The organism is Nostoc sp. EspVER01 (assembly GCF_034530635.1).
GTDB lineage: Bacteria > Cyanobacteriota > Cyanobacteriia > Cyanobacteriales > Nostocaceae > Nostoc.
In genome coordinates, this window is sequence record NZ_JAVRCS010000003.1 from 69,429 (window position 1) to 88,804 (window position 19,376).

16 protein-coding genes are annotated in these 19,376 nt (G+C 40.4%); 3 read left to right on the forward strand and 13 right to left on the reverse strand.

Annotated elements, in window-relative coordinates; genetic code table 11:
• Positions 1-39: 39 nt before the first annotated feature.
• A complete protein-coding gene (gene nifJ, locus RMX69_RS03975) occupies positions 40-3,729 on the reverse strand; it encodes a pyruvate:ferredoxin (flavodoxin) oxidoreductase (protein ID WP_322636580.1) in 3,690 nt (1,229 codons plus the stop codon).
• 306 nt (positions 3,730-4,035) lie between these two features.
• Positions 4,036-4,533, reverse strand: a complete 498-nt coding sequence (locus tag RMX69_RS03980; RefSeq protein WP_322636666.1) for a hydrogenase maturation protease — start codon at positions 4,531-4,533, stop codon at positions 4,036-4,038.
• Between the two features lie 599 nt (positions 4,534-5,132).
• Here RMX69_RS03980 and RMX69_RS03985 point away from each other — a divergent pair.
• The 3 genes from RMX69_RS03985 to RMX69_RS03995 all read left to right on the forward strand — a co-directional run bounded on the left by RMX69_RS03985 (position 5,133) and on the right by RMX69_RS03995 (position 6,828).
• Positions 5,133-6,203 carry a Photosystem Q(B) protein 1 gene (locus tag RMX69_RS03985; RefSeq protein ID WP_322636581.1) on the forward strand — a complete coding sequence of 357 codons (1,071 nt, stop codon included), beginning with the start codon at positions 5,133-5,135 and terminating at the stop codon, positions 6,201-6,203.
• A 159-nt stretch (positions 6,204-6,362) separates the two neighbouring features.
• Positions 6,363-6,548 carry a hypothetical protein gene (locus tag RMX69_RS03990; RefSeq protein WP_289795611.1) on the forward strand — a complete coding sequence of 62 codons (186 nt, stop codon included), beginning with the start codon at positions 6,363-6,365 and terminating at the stop codon, positions 6,546-6,548.
• 70 nt (positions 6,549-6,618) lie between these two features.
• Entirely contained in the window at positions 6,619-6,828 is a 210-nt protein-coding gene (locus RMX69_RS03995; protein WP_289795612.1) for a hypothetical protein, read from the forward strand.
• 433 nt (positions 6,829-7,261) lie between these two features.
• Here RMX69_RS03995 and RMX69_RS04000 read toward each other — a convergent pair whose 3' ends face one another.
• The 11 genes from RMX69_RS04000 to RMX69_RS04050 form a co-directional block, all read right to left on the reverse strand.
• Positions 7,262-9,490, reverse strand: a complete 2,229-nt coding sequence (locus tag RMX69_RS04000; protein WP_409879414.1) for a glycogen debranching protein — start codon at positions 9,488-9,490, stop codon at positions 7,262-7,264.
• Between the two features lie 25 nt (positions 9,491-9,515).
• Entirely contained in the window at positions 9,516-11,375 is a 1,860-nt protein-coding gene (locus RMX69_RS04005) for a tetratricopeptide repeat protein (protein ID WP_322636582.1), read from the reverse strand.
• A gap of 118 nt (positions 11,376-11,493) precedes the next feature.
• A complete protein-coding gene (locus RMX69_RS04010; protein ID WP_322636583.1) occupies positions 11,494-12,945 on the reverse strand; it encodes a Ni/Fe hydrogenase subunit alpha in 1,452 nt (483 codons plus the stop codon).
• A 150-nt stretch (positions 12,946-13,095) separates the two neighbouring features.
• Positions 13,096-13,464 carry a hypothetical protein gene (locus RMX69_RS04015; protein WP_322636584.1) on the reverse strand — a complete coding sequence of 123 codons (369 nt, stop codon included), beginning with the start codon at positions 13,462-13,464 and terminating at the stop codon, positions 13,096-13,098.
• A gap of 61 nt (positions 13,465-13,525) precedes the next feature.
• A complete protein-coding gene (locus tag RMX69_RS04020; RefSeq protein ID WP_289795617.1) occupies positions 13,526-14,146 on the reverse strand; it encodes a CBS domain-containing protein in 621 nt (206 codons plus the stop codon).
• A gap of 202 nt (positions 14,147-14,348) precedes the next feature.
• Positions 14,349-14,801 carry a hypothetical protein gene (locus RMX69_RS04025; RefSeq protein WP_289795618.1) on the reverse strand — a complete coding sequence of 151 codons (453 nt, stop codon included), beginning with the start codon at positions 14,799-14,801 and terminating at the stop codon, positions 14,349-14,351.
• 72 nt (positions 14,802-14,873) lie between these two features.
• On the reverse strand, positions 14,874-15,419 hold the full coding sequence (locus RMX69_RS04030; protein ID WP_322636585.1) for an oxidoreductase: 546 nt from the start codon (positions 15,417-15,419) through the stop codon (positions 14,874-14,876).
• Between the two features lie 52 nt (positions 15,420-15,471).
• Positions 15,472-15,996, reverse strand: a complete 525-nt coding sequence (locus tag RMX69_RS04035; protein WP_322636586.1) for a DUF3122 domain-containing protein — start codon at positions 15,994-15,996, stop codon at positions 15,472-15,474.
• 27 nt (positions 15,997-16,023) lie between these two features.
• The gene (gene hoxU / locus RMX69_RS04040) at positions 16,024-16,740 is read right to left on the reverse strand and encodes a bidirectional hydrogenase complex protein HoxU (RefSeq protein WP_322636587.1); all 717 of its coding nucleotides are present in this window, start codon (positions 16,738-16,740) and stop codon (positions 16,024-16,026) included.
• Between the two features lie 33 nt (positions 16,741-16,773).
• Positions 16,774-17,601 carry a DUF6920 family protein gene (locus RMX69_RS04045; protein ID WP_289795622.1) on the reverse strand — a complete coding sequence of 276 codons (828 nt, stop codon included), beginning with the start codon at positions 17,599-17,601 and terminating at the stop codon, positions 16,774-16,776.
• 28 nt (positions 17,602-17,629) lie between these two features.
• Positions 17,630-19,252, reverse strand: coding sequence for a NuoF family protein (locus RMX69_RS04050; protein ID WP_322636588.1), 1,623 nt, complete (start codon positions 19,250-19,252; stop codon positions 17,630-17,632).
• Positions 19,253-19,376 lie beyond the last annotated feature (124 nt).

The following is a 19,376-nucleotide window of genomic DNA, read 5'->3' on the forward strand; positions in this document are numbered from 1 at the left end:
GATAAAAAAGTGCTAAGTTCTGAGTACTAAGTCAGCATTCTATAGTTGCCGTGCTGCCAAATATTCATACATTTGCCAACGGGTTTTCACATCTGCTTGAGCTTCTTTAAGTAACTGCTGTGCTACTTCTTCGTTACTCTTAGTCAACATTTTGAAGCGATTTTCTAGATACATATATTGCTCTAGCGGTAACTTTGGTGTGCGTGAATCAAGTTGTAGTGGGTTTTCTCCTTGTTTGATGCGGTCTGGATTAAATCGATACAGTAACCATTGACCTGAATCGACAGCAGCTTTTTGATTCTGCATTGCTGTACTCATGTTGATACCGTGGGCAATACAATGGCTGTAGGCAATAATTAGCGATGGTCCTTCATAAGCCTCAGCTTCTAGGAATGCCTTAAGAGTGTGTTCATCCCGTGCGCCCATTGCGACGCTGGCAATATAGACATTGCCGTAAGTCATCGCCATTAAACCCAAGTCTTTTTTAGGTGCAACTTTACCCCCAGACGCAAATTTGGCTACAGCTGCTTTGGGTGTGGCTTTAGACATTTGTCCACCCGTATTAGAATAAACCTCAGTATCAAGAATGAGAATATTAACGTTGTGTCCACTGGCTAAGACGTGATCTAGTCCACCAAATCCAATATCATAACCCCAGCCATCACCACCGATAATCCAGACACTCTTTTTTATTAAGTAATCAGCAATACTTAAGAGTTGCTTTGCTTTGTTTGTCAGTGGTGATTGACTACTGATAATTGTTTCTAACTGTTGCTTCAGGATAACAATTCGTTCGCGTTGTTCCCAAATATCAGCTTCATCTTTTTGTTCGGCATTGAGGATACCATTTACCAGTTCTTCACCCACATCTGTGGTTAGTTGTTTGAGTAATTCAGCGGCAAATTCTGCTTGCTTATCAATCGAAATGCGAAAACCAAGTCCAAATTCAGCGTTATCTTCAAATAACGAATTTGACCAAGCTGGGCCGCGTCCTTCGGTATTGTGCGTCCAGGGGGTAGTGGGTAAATTCCCGCCATAAATAGAAGAACAACCAGTGGCGTTGGCGACAATCATGCGATCGCCAAACAACTGTGTTGCTAATTTAATATAAGGTGTCTCGCCACACCCAGCGCAAGCCCCAGAAAATTCAAACAATGGCTCCTGCATTTGCTGCTGGTTAATATGAGTCAGTTTCAGATGACTTCTATCTGGATTGGGAATATTCAAAAAGAAATCCCAATTTTCCCGTTCTGGTTCCCGTAATAGTAATTGCGGTTCCATGTTAATCGCTTTACGGCGTAGTTCTGATTTATTCTTCGCCGGACAAACATCTACGCAAATACCGCAGCCAGTACAATCTTCTGCTGCCACTTGGATAGTATATTTCAAACCTGTCCAATCGTGGTCTTTGGCATTGGCACTCTTAAACGTCGATGGTGCGTTTTCTAACTGCTGCGGTTCGTAAACCTTACTGCGGATGACACTGTGAGGACACACCATCACGCACTTACCACACTGAATGCAGACATCTGTATTCCAAACGGGTATTTCTTGGGCAATGTTGCGTTTTTCCCATTTTGCTGTACCTGTAGGATAAGTACCGTCTGCTGGTAAAGCACTAACTGGCAGTTCATCTCCTTGACGGGCAATCATTTTACTTAAAACATCACGGACAAAAGCAGGTGCAGCATCAGGAATTGAAGATTGTTTTTCTTTCCCATTCCCTATACTTCGACTCCTTTCGACTTCTCTACGAGACGCTACGCGAACGCTCAAGGCAAGTCGCTCAGTACAAGTTCCCAATTCCCTATTCTCTACCTCATACAAATTATCCAATGTAGTATCTACCGCTTTGATGTTCATCTGCACAATTTCGTCGCCCTTCTTGCTATAAGTCTTGCGGATGGAGTTTTTGATGTAGGCGATTGCTTTTTCTCGTGGCAATACACCTGATAAGGCGAAGAAACAAACCTGCATTACTGTGTTGATTCTTCCTACCATGCCTGCTTGATGAGCGACTTTATAGGCATTAATTACATAAAATTTCAGATGTTTGTGAATAATTTTCTCTTGTACTGATGGCGGCAGATGATCCCAAACTTCATCCTTTTCATAAGGAGAATTTACCAAAAATGTACCATCTGGTATGATGTCTTTCAATATCGGAAATTTTTCAATAAATTCCCATTGATGACAGGCAACAAAGTTAGCTTTACTGATTAAATAGGTCGAGCGAATCGGTTGTGAACCAAAGCGTAGATGAGAAACTGTGACCGAACCTGATTTCTTGGAATCGTAAACAAAATAGCCTTGAGCGTAATTGTTTGTTTCTTCTCCAATAATTTTGATTGAGTTTTTATTAGCACCGACTGTACCATCAGCACCCAAACCATAAAAAATAGCTCTTATTATATTGTCTGGTTCAATGCTAAAGTCAGGATCATAATTCAAGCTGGTGTGGGTGACATCATCGTTAATACCGATAGTAAAATGATTTTTTGGTTCAGCCGTAGCCAGATTATCAAAAATGGCTTTAATCATCGCTGGTGTGAATTCTTTGGAAGATAAACCGTAGCGACCACCAAGAATTTTGGGCGGAGGGGCAGAGGGGCAGAGGGGCAGGGGGGAATTTAACTCTAATTTCTCCTCTACTCCCCTGCTCCCCTGCTCCCATGCTTCATGGATAGCAGCGACTACATCCAAATACAATGGCTCACCAGATGCGCCTGGCTCTTTGGTGCGGTCTAAAACTGCGATGGTACGGATAGTTTCTGGCAAGGCGGCGACAAATCGCATAGCATCAAATGGGCGATATAGTCTTGCTTTCAAAACGCCGACTTTCTCACCACGGGCGTTGAGGTAATCTACTGTTTCATGTACAGCTTCGCAACCGGAACCCATCAGCACAATAACTCGTTCGGCTGCTGGGTCGCCGTGGTATTCAAATAGTTGGTACTGTCGCCCAGTCATGGCGGCAAATTCATCCATGACTTTCTGAGTGATGTCTGGACAAGCTAGATAGTAAGGATTGACAGTTTCCCTGGCTTGGAAGTAGACATCAGGGTTTTGTGTTGTACCGCGCAAAACTGGTTTGTCGGGAGTGAGGGCGCGTGACCGATGAGCGAATACTAATTCATCGGGAATGAATTCTCGCAGGTCATCTTCTGTTAAAGTTTCTACTTTGTTAATTTCGTGGGAGGTACGAAAGCCATCAAAAAAGTGCAGAAAGGGTATCCGTGATTCTAGGGTTGCTCGTGTTGCTATCAATGCAAAATCTTGTGCTTCTTGCACTGATGCGGCACACAACATAGCAAAACCAGTACCACGCGCCGCCATGACATCGCTGTGGTCGCCGAAAATAGAGAGAGCTTGCGCGGCTAGCGATCGCGCGGCAATATGAAATACTGTAGGTATTAATTCTCCAGCAATCTTGTACATATTGGGGATCATCAACAATAATCCCTGCGATGCTGTAAATGTGGTTGTCAGTGAACCAGTTTGCAAAGCACCATGTACAGCACCAGCCACACCTCCTTCACTCTGCATCTGTACTACCGAGGGAACAGTACCCCAAATATTGGGTTTACCCTCACTAGCCCAAGCATCGGCCCACTCAGCCATCGGTGAAGAAGGAGTAATTGGGTAAATTGCAATAACCTCATTCAGTCGATAGACAATTTGAGCAACAGCCTCATTGCCGTCTATGGTTGCAAATGTTTTGTCCTGCATCTTCTTGCACCTGCGAAAGTCTCTAAGGGCTAGTAATGATTAACCTGAACCTACTTTTGACATTAGAATAAGGAGTTGAGAAACTTGTGAAGAACTAATATCATGTCCGCATAATTAGTTATGATTTCCACAGTCATTGCACCCCACCCCCAGCCCCTCCCCGCTCTTCGGGAGGGGAGACAAAGCGCAGCTTTGGCGGGGTGGGGTTCTTGGGGTTTAGTTAAGTAATCAAGCGGACATGATATAAAGGGATCGAGCCAAGAAACTTTGAGACTTTGAATATGCGATCGCAGTGGTTCTTCCTTTTCAATCCGCAGCAGGAAATTTTCTAGATTTTGCCAACTTCATGCATAATTCTTTCCTCGCGGTTTTGATTAAGTGGTTTATTTGATCAATTGCTATCTCTATTCCTTGTTCAGCAAGAGGTGATAGATTCTCACCTAATTCAAAGTTTTCTCCTGGTATTGTCACCCACCAAGCTGGCGGACAATAACCGTATATAGCTTGAGTTAGAGCTAGAAGCGATCGCGGATCAGCTGTATGTCCAGCGATAACATTGGAAGAGTTAGGTAAGAGCGATTGTACTTGCACCTGGGAATTTTCGGACGCTAAACAAGCATCAATAAATACTGCCAAATCACTATTAGCCAACGCTTGGGCAAGTTCGGGGGTGAGTTGGTGGACAGCAATAGATTTCACATTCGATAGCTGCAACGCCCTAGCTACTCGTGGACCAATGCCATCATCACTACGCAACTCGTTACCGTAACCAATTGCGTAGGCGTAGCCAGCACTTCGGCTCATTTCGGCTACGCTTAATGACCAACGCTCTGTTACCGTCGTAGACATCGCCTCTGCGTAGCCCATCACATTACACATACTTTTTAGTTGTTCAACCCTATTTTTAAGTTAGATAAAAAACTTGAGGAACTTGTGAGGAAATCGAGATGTCTTCGACAAGGACAACTCAAAAGCCACAAGCAAAACATGTTCAACTAGAAAACTTGTCGGTCTACTGATTTGAAGATGCATTTGTTCTGCCCCAACCTGAATCCTTGCAAAATTTAAGTTTTAATAAGCACCGTATTTCCTCACAAGTTCCTCAAATTCTTTTTCTAACTTCAAGATAGAGATACTCAACTATTGCATTTAGCAGCAGATAAGGGGATGTATCCAGTTATTTATGCTACGTAACATATTTATAACGGAAATTCTCCAAAGGTGATTAAAGACATTGTTTTACTTCTTCTTTATACAGCTTGATTTACATTGATAACTCGCAGCTTGACTCTATGAGGAATGTCCAAATTATTATTTCAGCCAGAGTTCAAGCAAAAGAGATAAATATCTACTAAAAGTAGTTAGAAAATTTTGAACTTGGAATTGCTTAGGAGCTACAGACCATGAGTACTATTATTCAACCTCAAAGAGAATTTAGTTTTTTTGATTTATGGGATAGTTTTTGCAGATGGATTACTAGCACAGAAAATCGGATTTATATTGGCTGGTTTGGTGTGTTGATTATTCCCACCTTACTGGCTGCCACCACCTGTTTTATTTTGGCTTTTATTGCCGCTCCCGGCGTAGATATGGATGGCATACGTGAGCCAATCATGGGTTCACTGATGGAGGGTAATAACTTAATTACAGCCGCAGTTGTACCGACATCTGCCGCCATTGGTTTACACTTTTATCCTATGTGGGAAGCTGCTTCAATCGATGAATGGCTCTACAATGGTGGCCCATATCAGTTGATTGTGCTGCATTTTCTCATTGGTATTTGGTGTTTATTAGGGCGATTTTGGGAACTGAGCTATCGTTTGGGAATGCGCCCTTGGACAGCAATTGCTTATTCTGCACCCGTCATTGCCGCTACTTCAGTTTTGCTAGTTTATCCCATTGGTCAAGGTAGTTTTTCTGATGGTTTACCTTTGGGAATTGCTGGGACTTTCCACTTTATGTTGGCTTTCCAAGGCGATCACAATATCCTTATGCACCCGTTACATATGTTGGGTGTATCAGGTATATTCGGGGGCGCACTGTTAAGTTCTTTGCATGGTTCTTTAGTGACTTCAACGCTAATTCGGAATACCGATGAAAATGAATCAATTAATGCCGGATATAAGTTGGGTCAGCAGAAAGCCACCTACAATTACTTGGCAGGACACTATGGCTTCTTGGGTCGGTTGTTGATTCCTCCCTTTGCTAGCAAAAATCATCGTGCTTTCCATTTATTATTAGCAGCATTACCAACGGTAGGTATTTGGTTTGCAGCGATGGGTGTATGTTCGATGGCATTTAATATCAATGGATTGAACTTTAATCATTCCATCTTAGATAGTCGGGGTGAAGTAATTAGAACCGACGCTGATATGCTGAACCGTGCCAATCTTGGTATAAATGCAATGCACGCCCCTAATGTTCATAATTTTCCTTTGGTTCTGTCTAGCGGTCAACCTATTCCAGTTTCCTAAATTCAGTTTTGATAAATCTGCAAAAATCTGCGATCGCTGTAAAATCTAACAGACCCTCGTCAAGTGTCTCCAAATGAACTTGTAAATTCGCAGTATCTCCAAGGCTATTCATTGATGTCTGTTTGTCAATGATTTTTATGATCTTTTTGGTGCTGAACAATGTTATTTCTGTTGAAAACCCTCCTGGCTGGGACACTATTAACCCGCAGATCCCTTAGTGCAGATCAAGCGGTTCTAGTTGCGATCGCACTGCCTACAGCTAGGGGTGCTTGCATCTTTCAGGCTAAGGTTTCTGCATCTGCTATTGGTGAAGCATTAAGTATTTTTGCTAGTTTGAGTAAGTAAGTTTTAATTGTAATAGTATTAATCTACCAATATTAGTCATAAAGCTACTTCAATAGCAAGGAGGGGTGGCATGGAACCTGTAGAAGTGAAAACTACAGAAGGCGTTCATGTTGAGATAAATCCTAATGCAATTTCTGAAATAGTAGAAGTAGAAGAAGAACAGCCAGGATTTTTATTTTTCCCTGGAAAAGAAGCAGAGTATGAAATCCACATGATGGACAAAGAAGTCTACCGGGTTACTCAAGAAGAACATAACAAATTGAGAAATTCCTCACAGTGAGTTTTGAATCTAGCCCCATTGGGAACAGATTCAGATTATCAAGCATTTGTCAATAATTCGTAGGGCACAAAAGTTAATTAAATACTGACTCTGGTTGATTTGCTTCTAACCAGTGAAATAAATCTGCGATCGCTAGTGATTCTCAATTTCAAATTAAGCGATCGCAGGTTGTTTACTGGCAAAGATTTCCAGTTTGTTTCTCTGTGGGTTGATTGAAGCGGGATAGTCAGGCTTTATAACCCAATACGGTTCAGTTAAGCATTTCTTTCTTCTCTTTGCGTCCTTTGCGGTTCGTTAAAAAAATTGACTTTGGCAAAGAGTTTTAGCCTTAACTGAACTGTATTGCTTTATAACCCACTCATGTTTTGTAAAGCGATCGCAACTCCAGTTTCGCCTATTGGTGATAAGCGATCGCCTAATTCAAAGTTCACGCCTACCTACTTAGTAGGGGTACAACATATTGTGCTACAAACCCTCTAAACACACCGAGTAATAGCAGCGATCGCGGCATTACAGTTAAAATTTGACCGTCTTGGTAAAAGCGATCCTCTTCAATAAATAGAGACTCTGTAGTATCAATCACCAACTGCCATTTTTTATCCTCTAACCCATTGGGTAGAGAAAACTCAATCATTTGATCGCAACTATTGAGAAATAGCAAAAAACTATCGTCAATAATCCTCTCGTCCGAAGGATCAGGGGTAGAAATTTCTGTACCATTCAAGAAGATAGTCATTGTAACAGCAGGCTTTTGTCGCTGATCTTTTATGATTTCACTACCATCGGGATTAAACCAAGAAATAGCTGAACCCTGATTTAACCAGTTGGTTTGTCGAAACACAGGATGCTGATTGCGGAACTGAACTAGTTGACGAGTAAATTTTAACAGTGCCGTTTTTTCTGCCGTCAAATCCCAATTAAACCAGGAAATCTCATTATCTTGACAGTAAGGGTTGTTGTTACCTTGTTGCGATCGCCCGATTTCGTCTCCCCCCAATAGCATGGGAATGCCTTGAGATAACATCAAGGTAGTTAGGAAGTTACGTTTTTGTCGTTCTCGTAACTGCAATATTTCTGGGTTATCTGTCTCTCCCTCGACTCCGCAGTTCCAGGAATTATTATCATTGCCACCGCTCTTTTCTTGATTTGCTTCATTGTGTTTTTGATCGTAACTGACCAAATCATGCAGCGTGAAGCCATCATGGCAGGTTATGTGGTTGATACTTGCATGAGAGCGACGACCATTCGCTTGATACAAGTCAGGACTACCAGTAAAGCGGTTAGCAAACTCCTCTAGCTTGATGTTTTCACCACGCCAGAAGTCTCGCATAGTATTTCGATATTTATCATTCCACTCTGACCACAAAAGAGGGAAATTTCCGACTTGGTAGCCACCTTCTTCTGAATCCCAAGGTTCAGCAATCAGTTTTACCTGAGAAAGAACCGGATCTTGGTGGATGATGGCAAAAAATGATTCGAGATTATCAAATTCGTGGTTTCGTTTGAGAACATCGACTTTTTTATGTTGCTTGGAGGAGCCTCGCCAAACGTCTACCTCTACTTCTATTACCTCCAACTCCCCTCTACCTAGTGCCGCAGCAACATCAAACCGAAAACCATCCACATGCATTTCTAATACCCAATAGCGCAAGCTATCCACGATCAACTTCAGCACTTGCGGATGGTGAGTATTCAGACAATTGCCGCAGCCAGTCAAACCTTCAATATAGTAGCGAGGATTATCCTCAACTAATCGATAATAAATCGTATTGTCGATGCCTCGTAGAGAAAGAGTCGGGCCTAAGTGGTTGCCTTCTCCAGCGTGATTGTAAACTACATCTAAAATCACTTCTATACCAGCACTATGTAGAATCTTCACCATTTGCTTGAACTCTACAACCTGTTCCCCCAAAATTCCACTCGCACTGTAGCCGGAATAGGGAGCAAAATAGCCAATAGTGTCATATCCCCAGTAATTGCGAAGTTTTTTCTTTGCTAAGTCTCCAGAATAAACAAAAAAATGATGGACTGGTAGCAGTTCAACAGCAGTAATGCCAAGAGATTTGAGATAATCAATTGCGATAGGATGAGCAAGTCCAGCATAAGTTCCGCGCAGTTTTTTGGGAATATCTTGGCGTTGCTTGGTAAAACCCTTAACATGAGTCTCATAGATAACAGTATCCTGCCAGGGAATTTGCAACAAGCGATCGCCTTGCCAATCAAAAGACTCATCAATGACAACAGCCTTGGGAATTAAATGAGAATCATTGGTTCTGGATCGTATTAAATCTTTTTTTTCTTCGGGCGCATTCCACGGATAACTAAATATTTCCTCTGTGTGAGTGACATCGCCAGTAATTGCCTTGGCATAGGGATCTATTAAGAGTTTTGATGAATTAAAACGATATCCTTTCTCCGGTTCATAATTTCCATCAACTCGGAATCCGTATTGCTGTCCTGGTTTAATTCCTGGTACGTAACCGTGCCAAACATAATTTTCTACATTTACAAGTGGCAGAAGTATCTCTCTTTTGTGTTCATCAAACAGGCAAAGTTCAACATTGGTAGCATTTTCAGAAAACAAAGCAAAATTGGTTCCCTTGCCGTCCCAAGTTGCTCCTAGAGGATAAGGTTTTCCAGACTGTGGTGTTATAGCCGCCATAATTAGACCTTCACTTTTTAAGTTCTTATTTTAAGAAGAAAAATAAACCCCAATCTAAGTCACTATTTTGTAATTCAGTTAAATAGTCTTTGTCAATGTTACGGGCTTTTTCTAATTCTTTACGTGCATCTTCTCCCTCTAATTTAAAGAAAAGTAATATAGTTTTATTGTACAAAGCTTCAACTTTTTTTATTTTTTCTGATACATCTGACATATCTTGATTATTATTTAGAAGAGTTTTTTTGAATTTATTATTAAATGTTTCTAAAGCTTTTTCGCTCCATTCTACCCTTATTTTTTCATATTTTTCATCATTATTTTTTGTACTTTCCAGCAATTTTATAATTGCATAAATTGGTTTATCCCAGTTTCTAAAATAATTGTTAAAGCCCTCTTTGGGTGTTGGATCTTTGGTTATTTCATTTTCTGATATAGCTTCTTCATATAAATTATATGCTGCTTCATAATCTCCATTATAAAGTTCAGCATTTCCCCTAGCATATAAAATATCAACAGTATTATGCTCCAATCTTTTAGCAATTTCCCAGGCTGATTTATATTTTTCTATTGCTTCTATTCGCTTCTTTTTAGCATCAGCGTGTATATTTCCCATTCTTCTGTCTATACAATAAGCTGATTTTAAAAGAAAATCACCATATTCAAGAAGACTTTCATATTTATTAAAATTTGCATCAATTGCTTTTTGATAAGTCTCAGATATTTCTTTTTCTTTTTTTTCTCTTTGTTCTTGTTCTTCTTTGGTTTCTACCTTAAAATTGGATTTTCGATTTTCATACCACCATAATTTCTGTAATGAATCACCTAAACTTTTTAAAAGCCAGTTATTTGTAGGTCTAAAAGTCAATGCCTTTTTATATAAGTCAATTGCTTGTCTTTCTATATCTGTTTGTTCTCCTTTTGGATTCGAGGATGACAAAGCAATTCCCTTTTTATACAAAGTTTCAGGATGATTAGGGTATATTTTTAAGGCTTCATCATATTTTGTAATTGCATATTCGTATTGTTTTTGGTTTGCAAATAAGTCTCCTAAACTATGCCAAGCCCAATAATTACTAGGCATATTCTTTAAAGAATCTTCATAACTTATTTCTGCGTCTTGATATCTTTTTAAAGCAGTTAATACATTGCCCATTCTACATTGGATCTTACTCCAGAAAACTGATTCAATATTTTCCATTTTAATGGGTATATATTGAAGAGACTCCTGATACTCTTTTCGTGCTTGCTCATACATTTCTTGTGCTTTTTTTTGAATGGATATATCTTTTTTATAACCTGCTTCTTCAGAAGATAACCGTGCTATGTAAGAAGACATATCTCCTGCTTTTAAAGCATACATTGACGTAGCTTTATATTCTGGATACTTTTCTTTGATAGTTTCAAGTGACTTTTTCCAAATTGTTGATAATGCTTTTATTTCAATAGAAGACTCAGAACTATAAATTTCTTCATCCGATATCAAAGGCATTAATACCATTAATTGAGATGAAGCATCTAGATATTTTTGGATTTCTGTTTTATAATCTTGTTTTTCCTTATCCAAATCTTTTTTTACTTCCTCGTAAATCCAATTTTTTGCCCCAAATATTAATACTGTACCACCTGTACCTATAATTAATGCAACAAGGCTGAATACATGGCTTTCAATCATGTCATGGATTCGATGATTTCTTTCAAGCATCTTATCAAATTGTTCATCATTAAAACTTGTGTTATTTGTTTGAGAGTTTGGTAACGGTTCACCCCTTAATAAAGGTTCCCAAATATGCATTATTTTATAAGTATTGAAACCCGTAATGATTACTGTAATTATTAATATTAATTTAAAGCTAAAACTCCAATATTTATTATTTTGGCTATTCATAAAAAACCTCCACCTGCATACAAAAATTGTCAGAAAGTCATAAATACTTATGTTTCCAAGTACTCAAACGCAAGTTAACAAATAGGCGTTGCATAATAGTGTCAGAGATTCTCTGCTGTTACTCCCGCCAAACCTCATTAACAACACTCCCATCAACACCAACTAATTGAATATGCAAAGGCATTTGCCCCGCCGCATGAGTTGAACAACTCAAACAAGGGTCAAATGCTCGAATTCCTGCCTCAACTCGGTTTAACATACCTTCAGGAATTTCTGAGCCGTGAATAAAATGTCGGGCAATTTGAGCTACTGTGCGATTCATCGCTAAATTATTCTGACCTGTGGCAATTATTAAATTTACTTTCTGAAGTAACCCATTTTCATCAACTTGATAATGGTGAAATAATGTACCCCGTGGTGCTTCACTACAACCAACTGCTTCTAATCGGTTAATGGCAGCATCAGCCCGCAATTTGGTAGACATTAAATCTGGGTCATCTATGATAATTTCTATGCGTTCAATGCAAGCTAAAATTTCAATTAATCGGGCGTAATGATAGAAAAATGATGATGTAACTGTGCCTTTACCTCTATCTCGAAATTCTCTCAATTCTGCATCAGCTAAAGGCGTACCAATATGACTGCAAATATTCAAACGCGCTAAAGGGCCTACTCGATAAATACCATTATCGAGACTACAATAGTCGCTCTGGTCAGGATAACCTAAAGGACGATAGTAGGGAGACTTTAAATAAGAATCTGGTTGAACTACTTCACCGATAAATTCTTGATAATTAGTTGGGTCGAGTTTATCAGCAATAATATTCCCGGCGCTATCTACAAAGCGAATATGTCCGTCGTAGTACTCCCACAAACCATCGGCAGTGACTAAACCCATAAATAAGCTAGGAAAATTCCCAAAGGTTTGTACTTCTTTTTGATAATCATGAAGTAAGTTTTTAAATCTACCTAGTGCATCTAAGATTGTGGCGCGTGCTTCTGGGATGCGATTTTGAATATGAGTACGTCCTTCTGGGGATAAAGGTTCGCGGACACCACCAGGAATCGCCCATGATGGATGTATTTTTCGTCCTCCCAATTGTTCGATAATTTCTTGTCCAAATTGACGTAAGCGAATTCCGCCACGCGCTAGTTCTGGTTCAGCAGCAATTAAGCCAAATACATTGCGTTTTTGAGGATCGCTATCCATTCCTAATAATAAATCTGGGGCGCTGAGGTGGAAGAAACTCAGGGCATGGGATTGGATAATTTGCCCCAAATTCATTAGACGGCGTAGTTTTTCAGCTGCTTTAGGAATTGTAACGGCAAGAATGCGATCGCCAGCTTTGGCAGAAGCTAATAAATGACTCACCGGACAAATTCCACAAATCCGCGCCGTAATTCCTGGCATTTCCCAAAGCGGACGACCTTCACAAAACTTTTCAAAACCACGAAATTCTGTGACATGAAACCGAGCATCGCTGACTTGTCCGTTATCATCCAAGTAAATAGAGATTTTGGCGTGTCCTTCAATGCGGGTAACGGGGTCGATAATGATTTTTTGAGACATAAGCCTCTCTTTTAGGTGGTGAGTTGTTATTTGTTGGAGCTAGTATTCCTAGTCCAATTACGGGCAAGATTAAATAATGAATCACCGGACAACTGCGGCAAATTCACGCCGTAATTCTTGGCATTTTCCAAAGAGGACAACCTTGCCATATTAGGTTTTGATCTCAAAATTGCTAGCTAAAATACGCATCATTGGCTCTTTTAGCCAAGGCGACCAAAAAGCATAGCAAACAAGGTCTTCAGTATGTTTCTCTGAAAGTTTCCTAGCTCGTTCGATGAAAGGATCGTTCAAGCTAACTGTCCATTTACTCAGTTCGGTATTCTGGATATTGAACATCTCAACTCCAACTACATCCGTAAACACAAGTGTTAAATCTTTTTCATCATCAGTCTCAAAATGAACATATAGCGTTCCTTTAACTAAAGATATTTCGCCAATTCGCCCATCTACTAACTGGAAAATTGCCGATTTTTCAGATGATTTTATTGAATCTTTTGAATCTATTAAATCTTTCATCATGTTTGTATCTTTCCCTCCTATTGCTTACTATTTAAGTGAGCAAGTTAATATATTTCTGAGCTTAGCCGCTACACCAGTTGTCATAAATTTCTTTGGCCTCTGGATATTCATTACAGTATTCTTCAAAAGCAGTTGTTACAACTTTCTCTGCTCGTTGATGTGCAATCTCAGCTTGTAATTCCTCGATTGCATCCCAAGCAGCGGCACATTCTTTTGAGCGAATACCTTTCTCGGCGCAAACAGTACGAGTTTGTTTAATTTCGTCCTCAAGCTGTTCTTCTAGTAGAATAGTATGGGGTTTTTCAAGAAAGTTACTATTAGCGAGAATGTCAACCAGGGAAATGATACCCAGTAGTTTGCCCTGAATAACAGGCGCTCTCTGCAAATTATGGTCAGCAAATAATCGTGCTACATATTCTAAACCTAGATCGGGATTGACAACGATACAAGGCTTGGTCATCACTTCATAAACACGCACTTTAGAGGGATCTTTATCATAAGCAATCACTTTATAGACAATATCTTTTTCGGTAATAATTCCGTAGGCATCTTGTTCATGGCGACGATCTACAACCAACGCTTTCCAGTCCCTTGCCCTTAAAAGTTTGACTGCTTCAGTTACCGTTGCATAACTGCGAATCGTAGCAACATCTTTAGTCATAATGTCAGATGCTTTCAACATAATGCTCTCCAAATGTATAATGAAGCTGACGCAAGACGGATTTCATCAATTTAATCATCTTAATATTGAGAATAGATTCGTTCCCAATATTTAAGGTGTATATGAAAAACTGATATTTGAAATATGAATTGATTTAATTTGGTTTAAGTTGCAATACTTTATAACTTACCAAAAAAATCTTGTTTGCAGTTTGAATTAACAGCTAAAAATGTGAGCTTTCTAAATGGTGTTGTGATTGATTAGCCCTGGTGTGCAGCCGCATCCACTTAAAAGCAGTAATGTTTAATAATAAACCCACAAAAAATAACAAGACCATCAAGGCTATCTGATACCAGAGAACTGGCTGAACAAATAAATCTAAAACCAGATGTAGTAAGTTCATGATGCTGTAAAAGACAGTTAAACCAAAATGAATGGTTCGGTAACGCTTGGAATCGGTAAAAGCAGTAACGATAATTCCGAGCATTGGTAGCACAAAAAAGCCCAGCATCAACCACATGATTCCAGAAATATCATTGAGATTTGTTGCTTTTTGAGATTCGACAACAGATAAGTCGTGAAAAAGTGGCATTAATCCTAGTTGTGTATGAAACAGTATTCCTAGCAGAAATGCTGTCCAAAGAGCAATAATTCTTTCTCGATAATTAACTGCCATAATTGCTTCCCAAATTATTTTGGAATTACCTTACTTTCAATTTAGATAAAGAATTTGAGTAACTTGTGAGGTTTAACCAAACTTAATAAATTCACGTCCTTCTAAGTGTGGTTTTTCTCCTCTTAATAGTGGCGCTAGTACTGCTTTAATTTGAGTTGCTGAAGGTGGGCAGCCTGGTAAGTATACATCAACTTTGACTATTGTATGAACTGGTATCACCCGATTTAATAAAGTTGGTACAATACCAGGTTCATGGGGAATTTGACCATGAATATCCACTGCTTCGATGTAACAATGCTGAAGAACAGGTTCGGCACTACCTAAAGGGTTGCGTAAGGCAGTAACATTCCCAGTGACAGCACAATCGCCAAAGGAAACAAGAATTTGCGATCGCTCTCTGACTGTTTGAATCATTTGCAGGTGTTCTTCATTCGCAATTGCACCTTCAACTAATACCACGTCCACTCCTTGGGGATATTCTTTGGTATCAACAAAAGGACTAAAAACTAAATCTACTTGTGCTGCTAAATCAATCAGCCATTCGTCCAAATCGAGAAAAGACATGTGACAGCCAGAACAGCCACCTAGCCAAACTGTTGCTAATTTTAAACGAGTCATTTTCTTTGTTTTATGAGGGCGATAGCAAGCAAATGAATTTTGACGTTAGTACTCAGGATTTTAGTGCAACTTCTTGCCATTCTTGCACGATATATTGAGGGATTGAAATATTTATGAAGCGTTGTCTACTTAGAGGTATACCAATCAATAAACCTTCATTTGGCAATTGAGGTAAGACATCCTTAAAGTCATACTGACCGATAGTTGGTGCTGGTGCTTCATCTAGAAAAATATCGGCAGCAGTCAATACTTTACCTGTATCGCTAGTAATCTTCAAGGGTAAGGAATGGGCTAGTTCCTGAGAGCCAGGAAACCCTACCAATCGGAGATTTACTGAAGATATTTGATTGCTATTAGAATGAATTTGCTTAAATAAGATCACCTGCCAATAATTTCCCAATTCATCATTTAATTTTTGCTGTGAGCGATATACTATTTCTCCTGGCGCATCTTCTAATTTAATCACAGCAGCAATCACCGTTTTAGATGTGAACGTTGCTAAACCCAGATATATATATATTGTTAATATTCCCAGCAATAGAAACCACCAAATAGTTTTTAAAATGCGGCGTAACATGAGATTGACCTCGTTGTGATAATGTAGTTAAACCAGCCATTGTTGCTTCTCTCGTGCTGTAACTATAAAATCAAGTTTGGCGCGATCGCGTTTCATTTCACCAACGCTTGATCCTTTGTCAAAAAGCGCACCTGTCGGGCAAGCATTAACGCACTTACCACAAGAAGTACAAGTGTCTGAGGTTCCCCAAGGCTGATTTAAATCAGTGATTACATGAGAATTTGTCCCCCTACCCGCCATATCCCAAGTGTGCGCTCCTTCGATTTCGTCACAAACACGGACACAACGAGTGCAAAGAACACAACGGTTATGATCGACGCCGAAGCGATCGTGAGAAATATCGACTTTGCGATCGGGAAAATGGTAATCCAAACGCACATGATCCATACCCATTTCAATAGCTAAGTCTTGCAATTCGCAATTACCATTAGCTACACAAACCGAGCAAATGTGATTGCCTTCAACAAACAGCATTTCGATAATTGTGCGACGGTATTTTTGCAGGCGATCGCTATTTGTTTGAACTTCCATTCCTTCAGTAACTTTTGTCACACAAGCAGGTTGAAGTTTATTGCTGCCAGCAATTTCTATTAAACATAGCCGACAAGCCCCAACATCCCCAATCCCTTGCAGGTGACACAAAGTTGGAATGTGAATTCCTGCATCTTGGGCTGCTTGAAGAACGGTTTCTTCTTCGCGGGCGCTAACTAATTGATCGTTGATTGTTAAAGTTTTTACTGACATTTATAACCTCAGTATTTTTAAATAGCTATATCTTCAACGAAACTCAGCTTGCTCAACTGTGGCACAGAAGAATTCTGAGTAACGATGTGTGCCAAGCCACCAACCTGCACCCATCTGGGAAGGAATTGTAAATCCTCCAAATGTTTTTTCTTCCTGGTACTCTCCGCCAAATGGAATGTAAGTATAGCTACCATCTTCTGTTTGATCTCCCCAACGTGGCAGAGAAAGCTTTAGCAGTTTGCCGTTAGCATCTATAAACAGTGTCAGCGTTACAGGTTCATCATCAACTTTTAGACTAGCTTGGATAGTTTTGTCATCTATTGCTTTCCAACTTACGCCGCGCTGAGGTAGTAAAGCAGAAGGTAGCCAGAAAAATTCTCCTGCGAATCGTCCAATGCTAGAGCGAGTAATATCAGAATTGTGGACATTGACGAGGGGAACTAGTCCCCAAAGAGAGAACTGCATTCGACCAGATTTGTTGGTATAGCCATCGCTGCCGATCATTTGGAACAAACGACTACCAATACTTGCTTTCCAGACAAATCCTTTGGTTGAGAGAATTTCTGTAGCTTGCATCGGTATCCACGGTTTATCCTGCGCCATCCTAAAACTGCCACTCATTTCCAAGCTGACTGAGGAAGCAAGAGGAGTTCCTGGTGCAATGCTATGCAAAAAATAGCGTTGTACAGGCGCAGGTAATCCTGCAACCATATCTTTAGTAAAACGATTTCCTGTTGGCAATCCTTCGAGCGATCGCCAAATTCTATCAACTTCCTGTTCGTTCTTTACGCCGATAATAACTAGAATTATGAATGCGATCGCTAGCAATGCACCAATGCTCAAGAAAATTTTGGTAAACATTTGCTCACCTCCATCAAAAATGGAGTTTTTACTTAATTAAGGTTAAATACTCATCCCGAAAATACCGCAATGTACTAAATACCGGATTCGGCGCTGACTGTCCCAAGCCGCACAAACTTGTATGTTTCACCATATCGCACAGTTCCTCTAACAGTTCCAAGTCAGCAAAGGATGCTTTACCTTCACTAATCTTTGTTAACAATTTGTACAACTGCACTGTACCAACTCGACAGGGAATGCATTTACCACAAGACTCATCCATGCAGAATTCCATGAAGAAACGGGCGACATCTACCATATTGGTGCTTTCGTCCATAACAATCATGCCGCCGGAACCCATCATCGAACCTAGTTGACTTAGAGATTCGTAATCTACAGGGGTATCAAACGCGGAAGCGGGAATACAGCCGCCAGAGGGGCCGCCTGTTTGCACTGCTTTGGCTGTACCGCCACCTGGTACACCACCACCCATTTCTTCGACAATTTGCCGCAGGGTTGTTCCCATTGGCACTTCTATAATGCCTGTATTTTGAATTTTCCCAGCTAGGGCGAAAACTTTTGTACCTTTACTTTTTTCTGTACCGATGCTGGCGAATACATCTGCACCTTTGCGAATAATCCAGGGGACGTTAGCGTAGGTTTCAACGTTGTTAATTAAAGTTGGAAATCCCCACAAACCACTCTCGGCTGGGTAAGGTGGACGAGGACTAGGTGTACCGCGTTTGCCTTCAATTGATGCCATTAAAGCGGTTTCTTCACCACAAACGTAAGCTCCTGCACCAATGCGTATATCAATCTTAAAATCAAAAGGAGAGTCAAAAATATTACTTCCTAATAAACCGAGGCGTTGGGCTTGGCGAATGGCAATTTGCAGCCGGTTAATGGCAACGGGATATTCGGCACGAATATAAATGTAACCTTGGTTAGCACCTACAGAGTATGCTGCGATCGCCATTCCTTCCAAAACCCGATGCGGATCGCTCTCCAAAACACTCCGATCCATAAATGCGCCGGGATCGCCCTCGTCGGCGTTGCAGATGACAAATTTGCGATCGCCCTTGGCTTTGGCAACAGTTGCCCATTTTACACCCGTGGGATAACCAGCACCACCTCTTCCGCGTAAACCACTACGAGTCACTGCATCTACCACTTCCGCCGGAGTCATCTCCCGCAGCACATGATAAAGTGCTTGATAACCTTGAGCTGCAATATAAGATTGAATGCGTTCTGGATCAATTTTGCCACTGTTTTCTAGAACAATCGGCATTTGCTGGGTAAAAAATGGCTGAGTTAAATCACCTTTTTGAACTTTTGTTTCTCCACCATTAACAGCAGCGACAATTGATGGTGCATCTTCAGGGGTAATTTTTTCGTAAAGTGTCCCCAGACTTTCTGCTTCCTGGATAGAGTCTTCCCCAGTATTACCCTGAACTTCCACTAATGGCCCATTACAGCACAAGCGCATACAGCCAACGCCGGTTACTTGCACTTGTTCTTCTAACCCGGCGGCAGTGACAGCTGCTTCTAAATGCTGTTTGACAGTTTGAGAATTGGCTGAGAGACACCCAGCTGCAACGCAACAGCGAATTTGCACAGGTTTCTCTACTAAACGTTCTTTTTGGGCAATTTCCTGTAATTCACCTAGATCCATCTTTTAGCTGCCTCCTCTCCCATCATTCCTTTGGCTCTATGCTGAGGTTAGGGGAAAATATTGAGGAACTTGTGAGGAAATTAATTGGTAAGAAAAAAAGAGTATTTGTGTAAGTCTTATATTA

Bases quoted from the DNA above. Each gene is read 5' to 3' on its own strand.
- RMX69_RS04010 (WP_322636583.1), bottom strand. From the start codon at position 12,945: ATGTCTCAAAAAATCATTATCGACCCCGTTACCCGCATTGAAGGACAC.
- RMX69_RS03990 (WP_289795611.1), top strand. From the start codon at position 6,363: ATGTTATTTCTGTTGAAAACCCTCCTGGCTGGGACACTATTAACCCGC.
- RMX69_RS04035 (WP_322636586.1), bottom strand. From the start codon at position 15,996: ATGTTACGCCGCATTTTAAAAACTATTTGGTGGTTTCTATTGCTGGGA.
- RMX69_RS04020 (WP_289795617.1), bottom strand. From the start codon at position 14,146: ATGTTGAAAGCATCTGACATTATGACTAAAGATGTTGCTACGATTCGC.
- RMX69_RS03995 (WP_289795612.1), top strand. From the start codon at position 6,619: ATGGAACCTGTAGAAGTGAAAACTACAGAAGGCGTTCATGTTGAGATA.
- RMX69_RS04005 (WP_322636582.1), bottom strand. From the start codon at position 11,375: ATGAATAGCCAAAATAATAAATATTGGAGTTTTAGCTTTAAATTAATA.
- RMX69_RS04000 (WP_409879414.1), bottom strand. From the start codon at position 9,490: ATGGCGGCTATAACACCACAGTCTGGAAAACCTTATCCTCTAGGAGCA.
- hoxU (WP_322636587.1), bottom strand. From the start codon at position 16,740: ATGTCAGTAAAAACTTTAACAATCAACGATCAATTAGTTAGCGCCCGC.
- RMX69_RS04045 (WP_289795622.1), bottom strand. From the start codon at position 17,601: ATGTTTACCAAAATTTTCTTGAGCATTGGTGCATTGCTAGCGATCGCA.
- RMX69_RS03980 (WP_322636666.1), bottom strand. From the start codon at position 4,533: ATGAGCCGAAGTGCTGGCTACGCCTACGCAATTGGTTACGGTAACGAG.
- RMX69_RS04050 (WP_322636588.1), bottom strand. From the start codon at position 19,252: ATGGATCTAGGTGAATTACAGGAAATTGCCCAAAAAGAACGTTTAGTA.
- RMX69_RS04030 (WP_322636585.1), bottom strand. From the start codon at position 15,419: ATGACTCGTTTAAAATTAGCAACAGTTTGGCTAGGTGGCTGTTCTGGC.
- nifJ (WP_322636580.1), bottom strand. From the start codon at position 3,729: ATGCAGGACAAAACATTTGCAACCATAGACGGCAATGAGGCTGTTGCT.
- RMX69_RS04025 (WP_289795618.1), bottom strand. From the start codon at position 14,801: ATGGCAGTTAATTATCGAGAAAGAATTATTGCTCTTTGGACAGCATTT.
- RMX69_RS04015 (WP_322636584.1), bottom strand. From the start codon at position 13,464: ATGATGAAAGATTTAATAGATTCAAAAGATTCAATAAAATCATCTGAA.
- RMX69_RS03985 (WP_322636581.1), top strand. From the start codon at position 5,133: ATGAGTACTATTATTCAACCTCAAAGAGAATTTAGTTTTTTTGATTTA.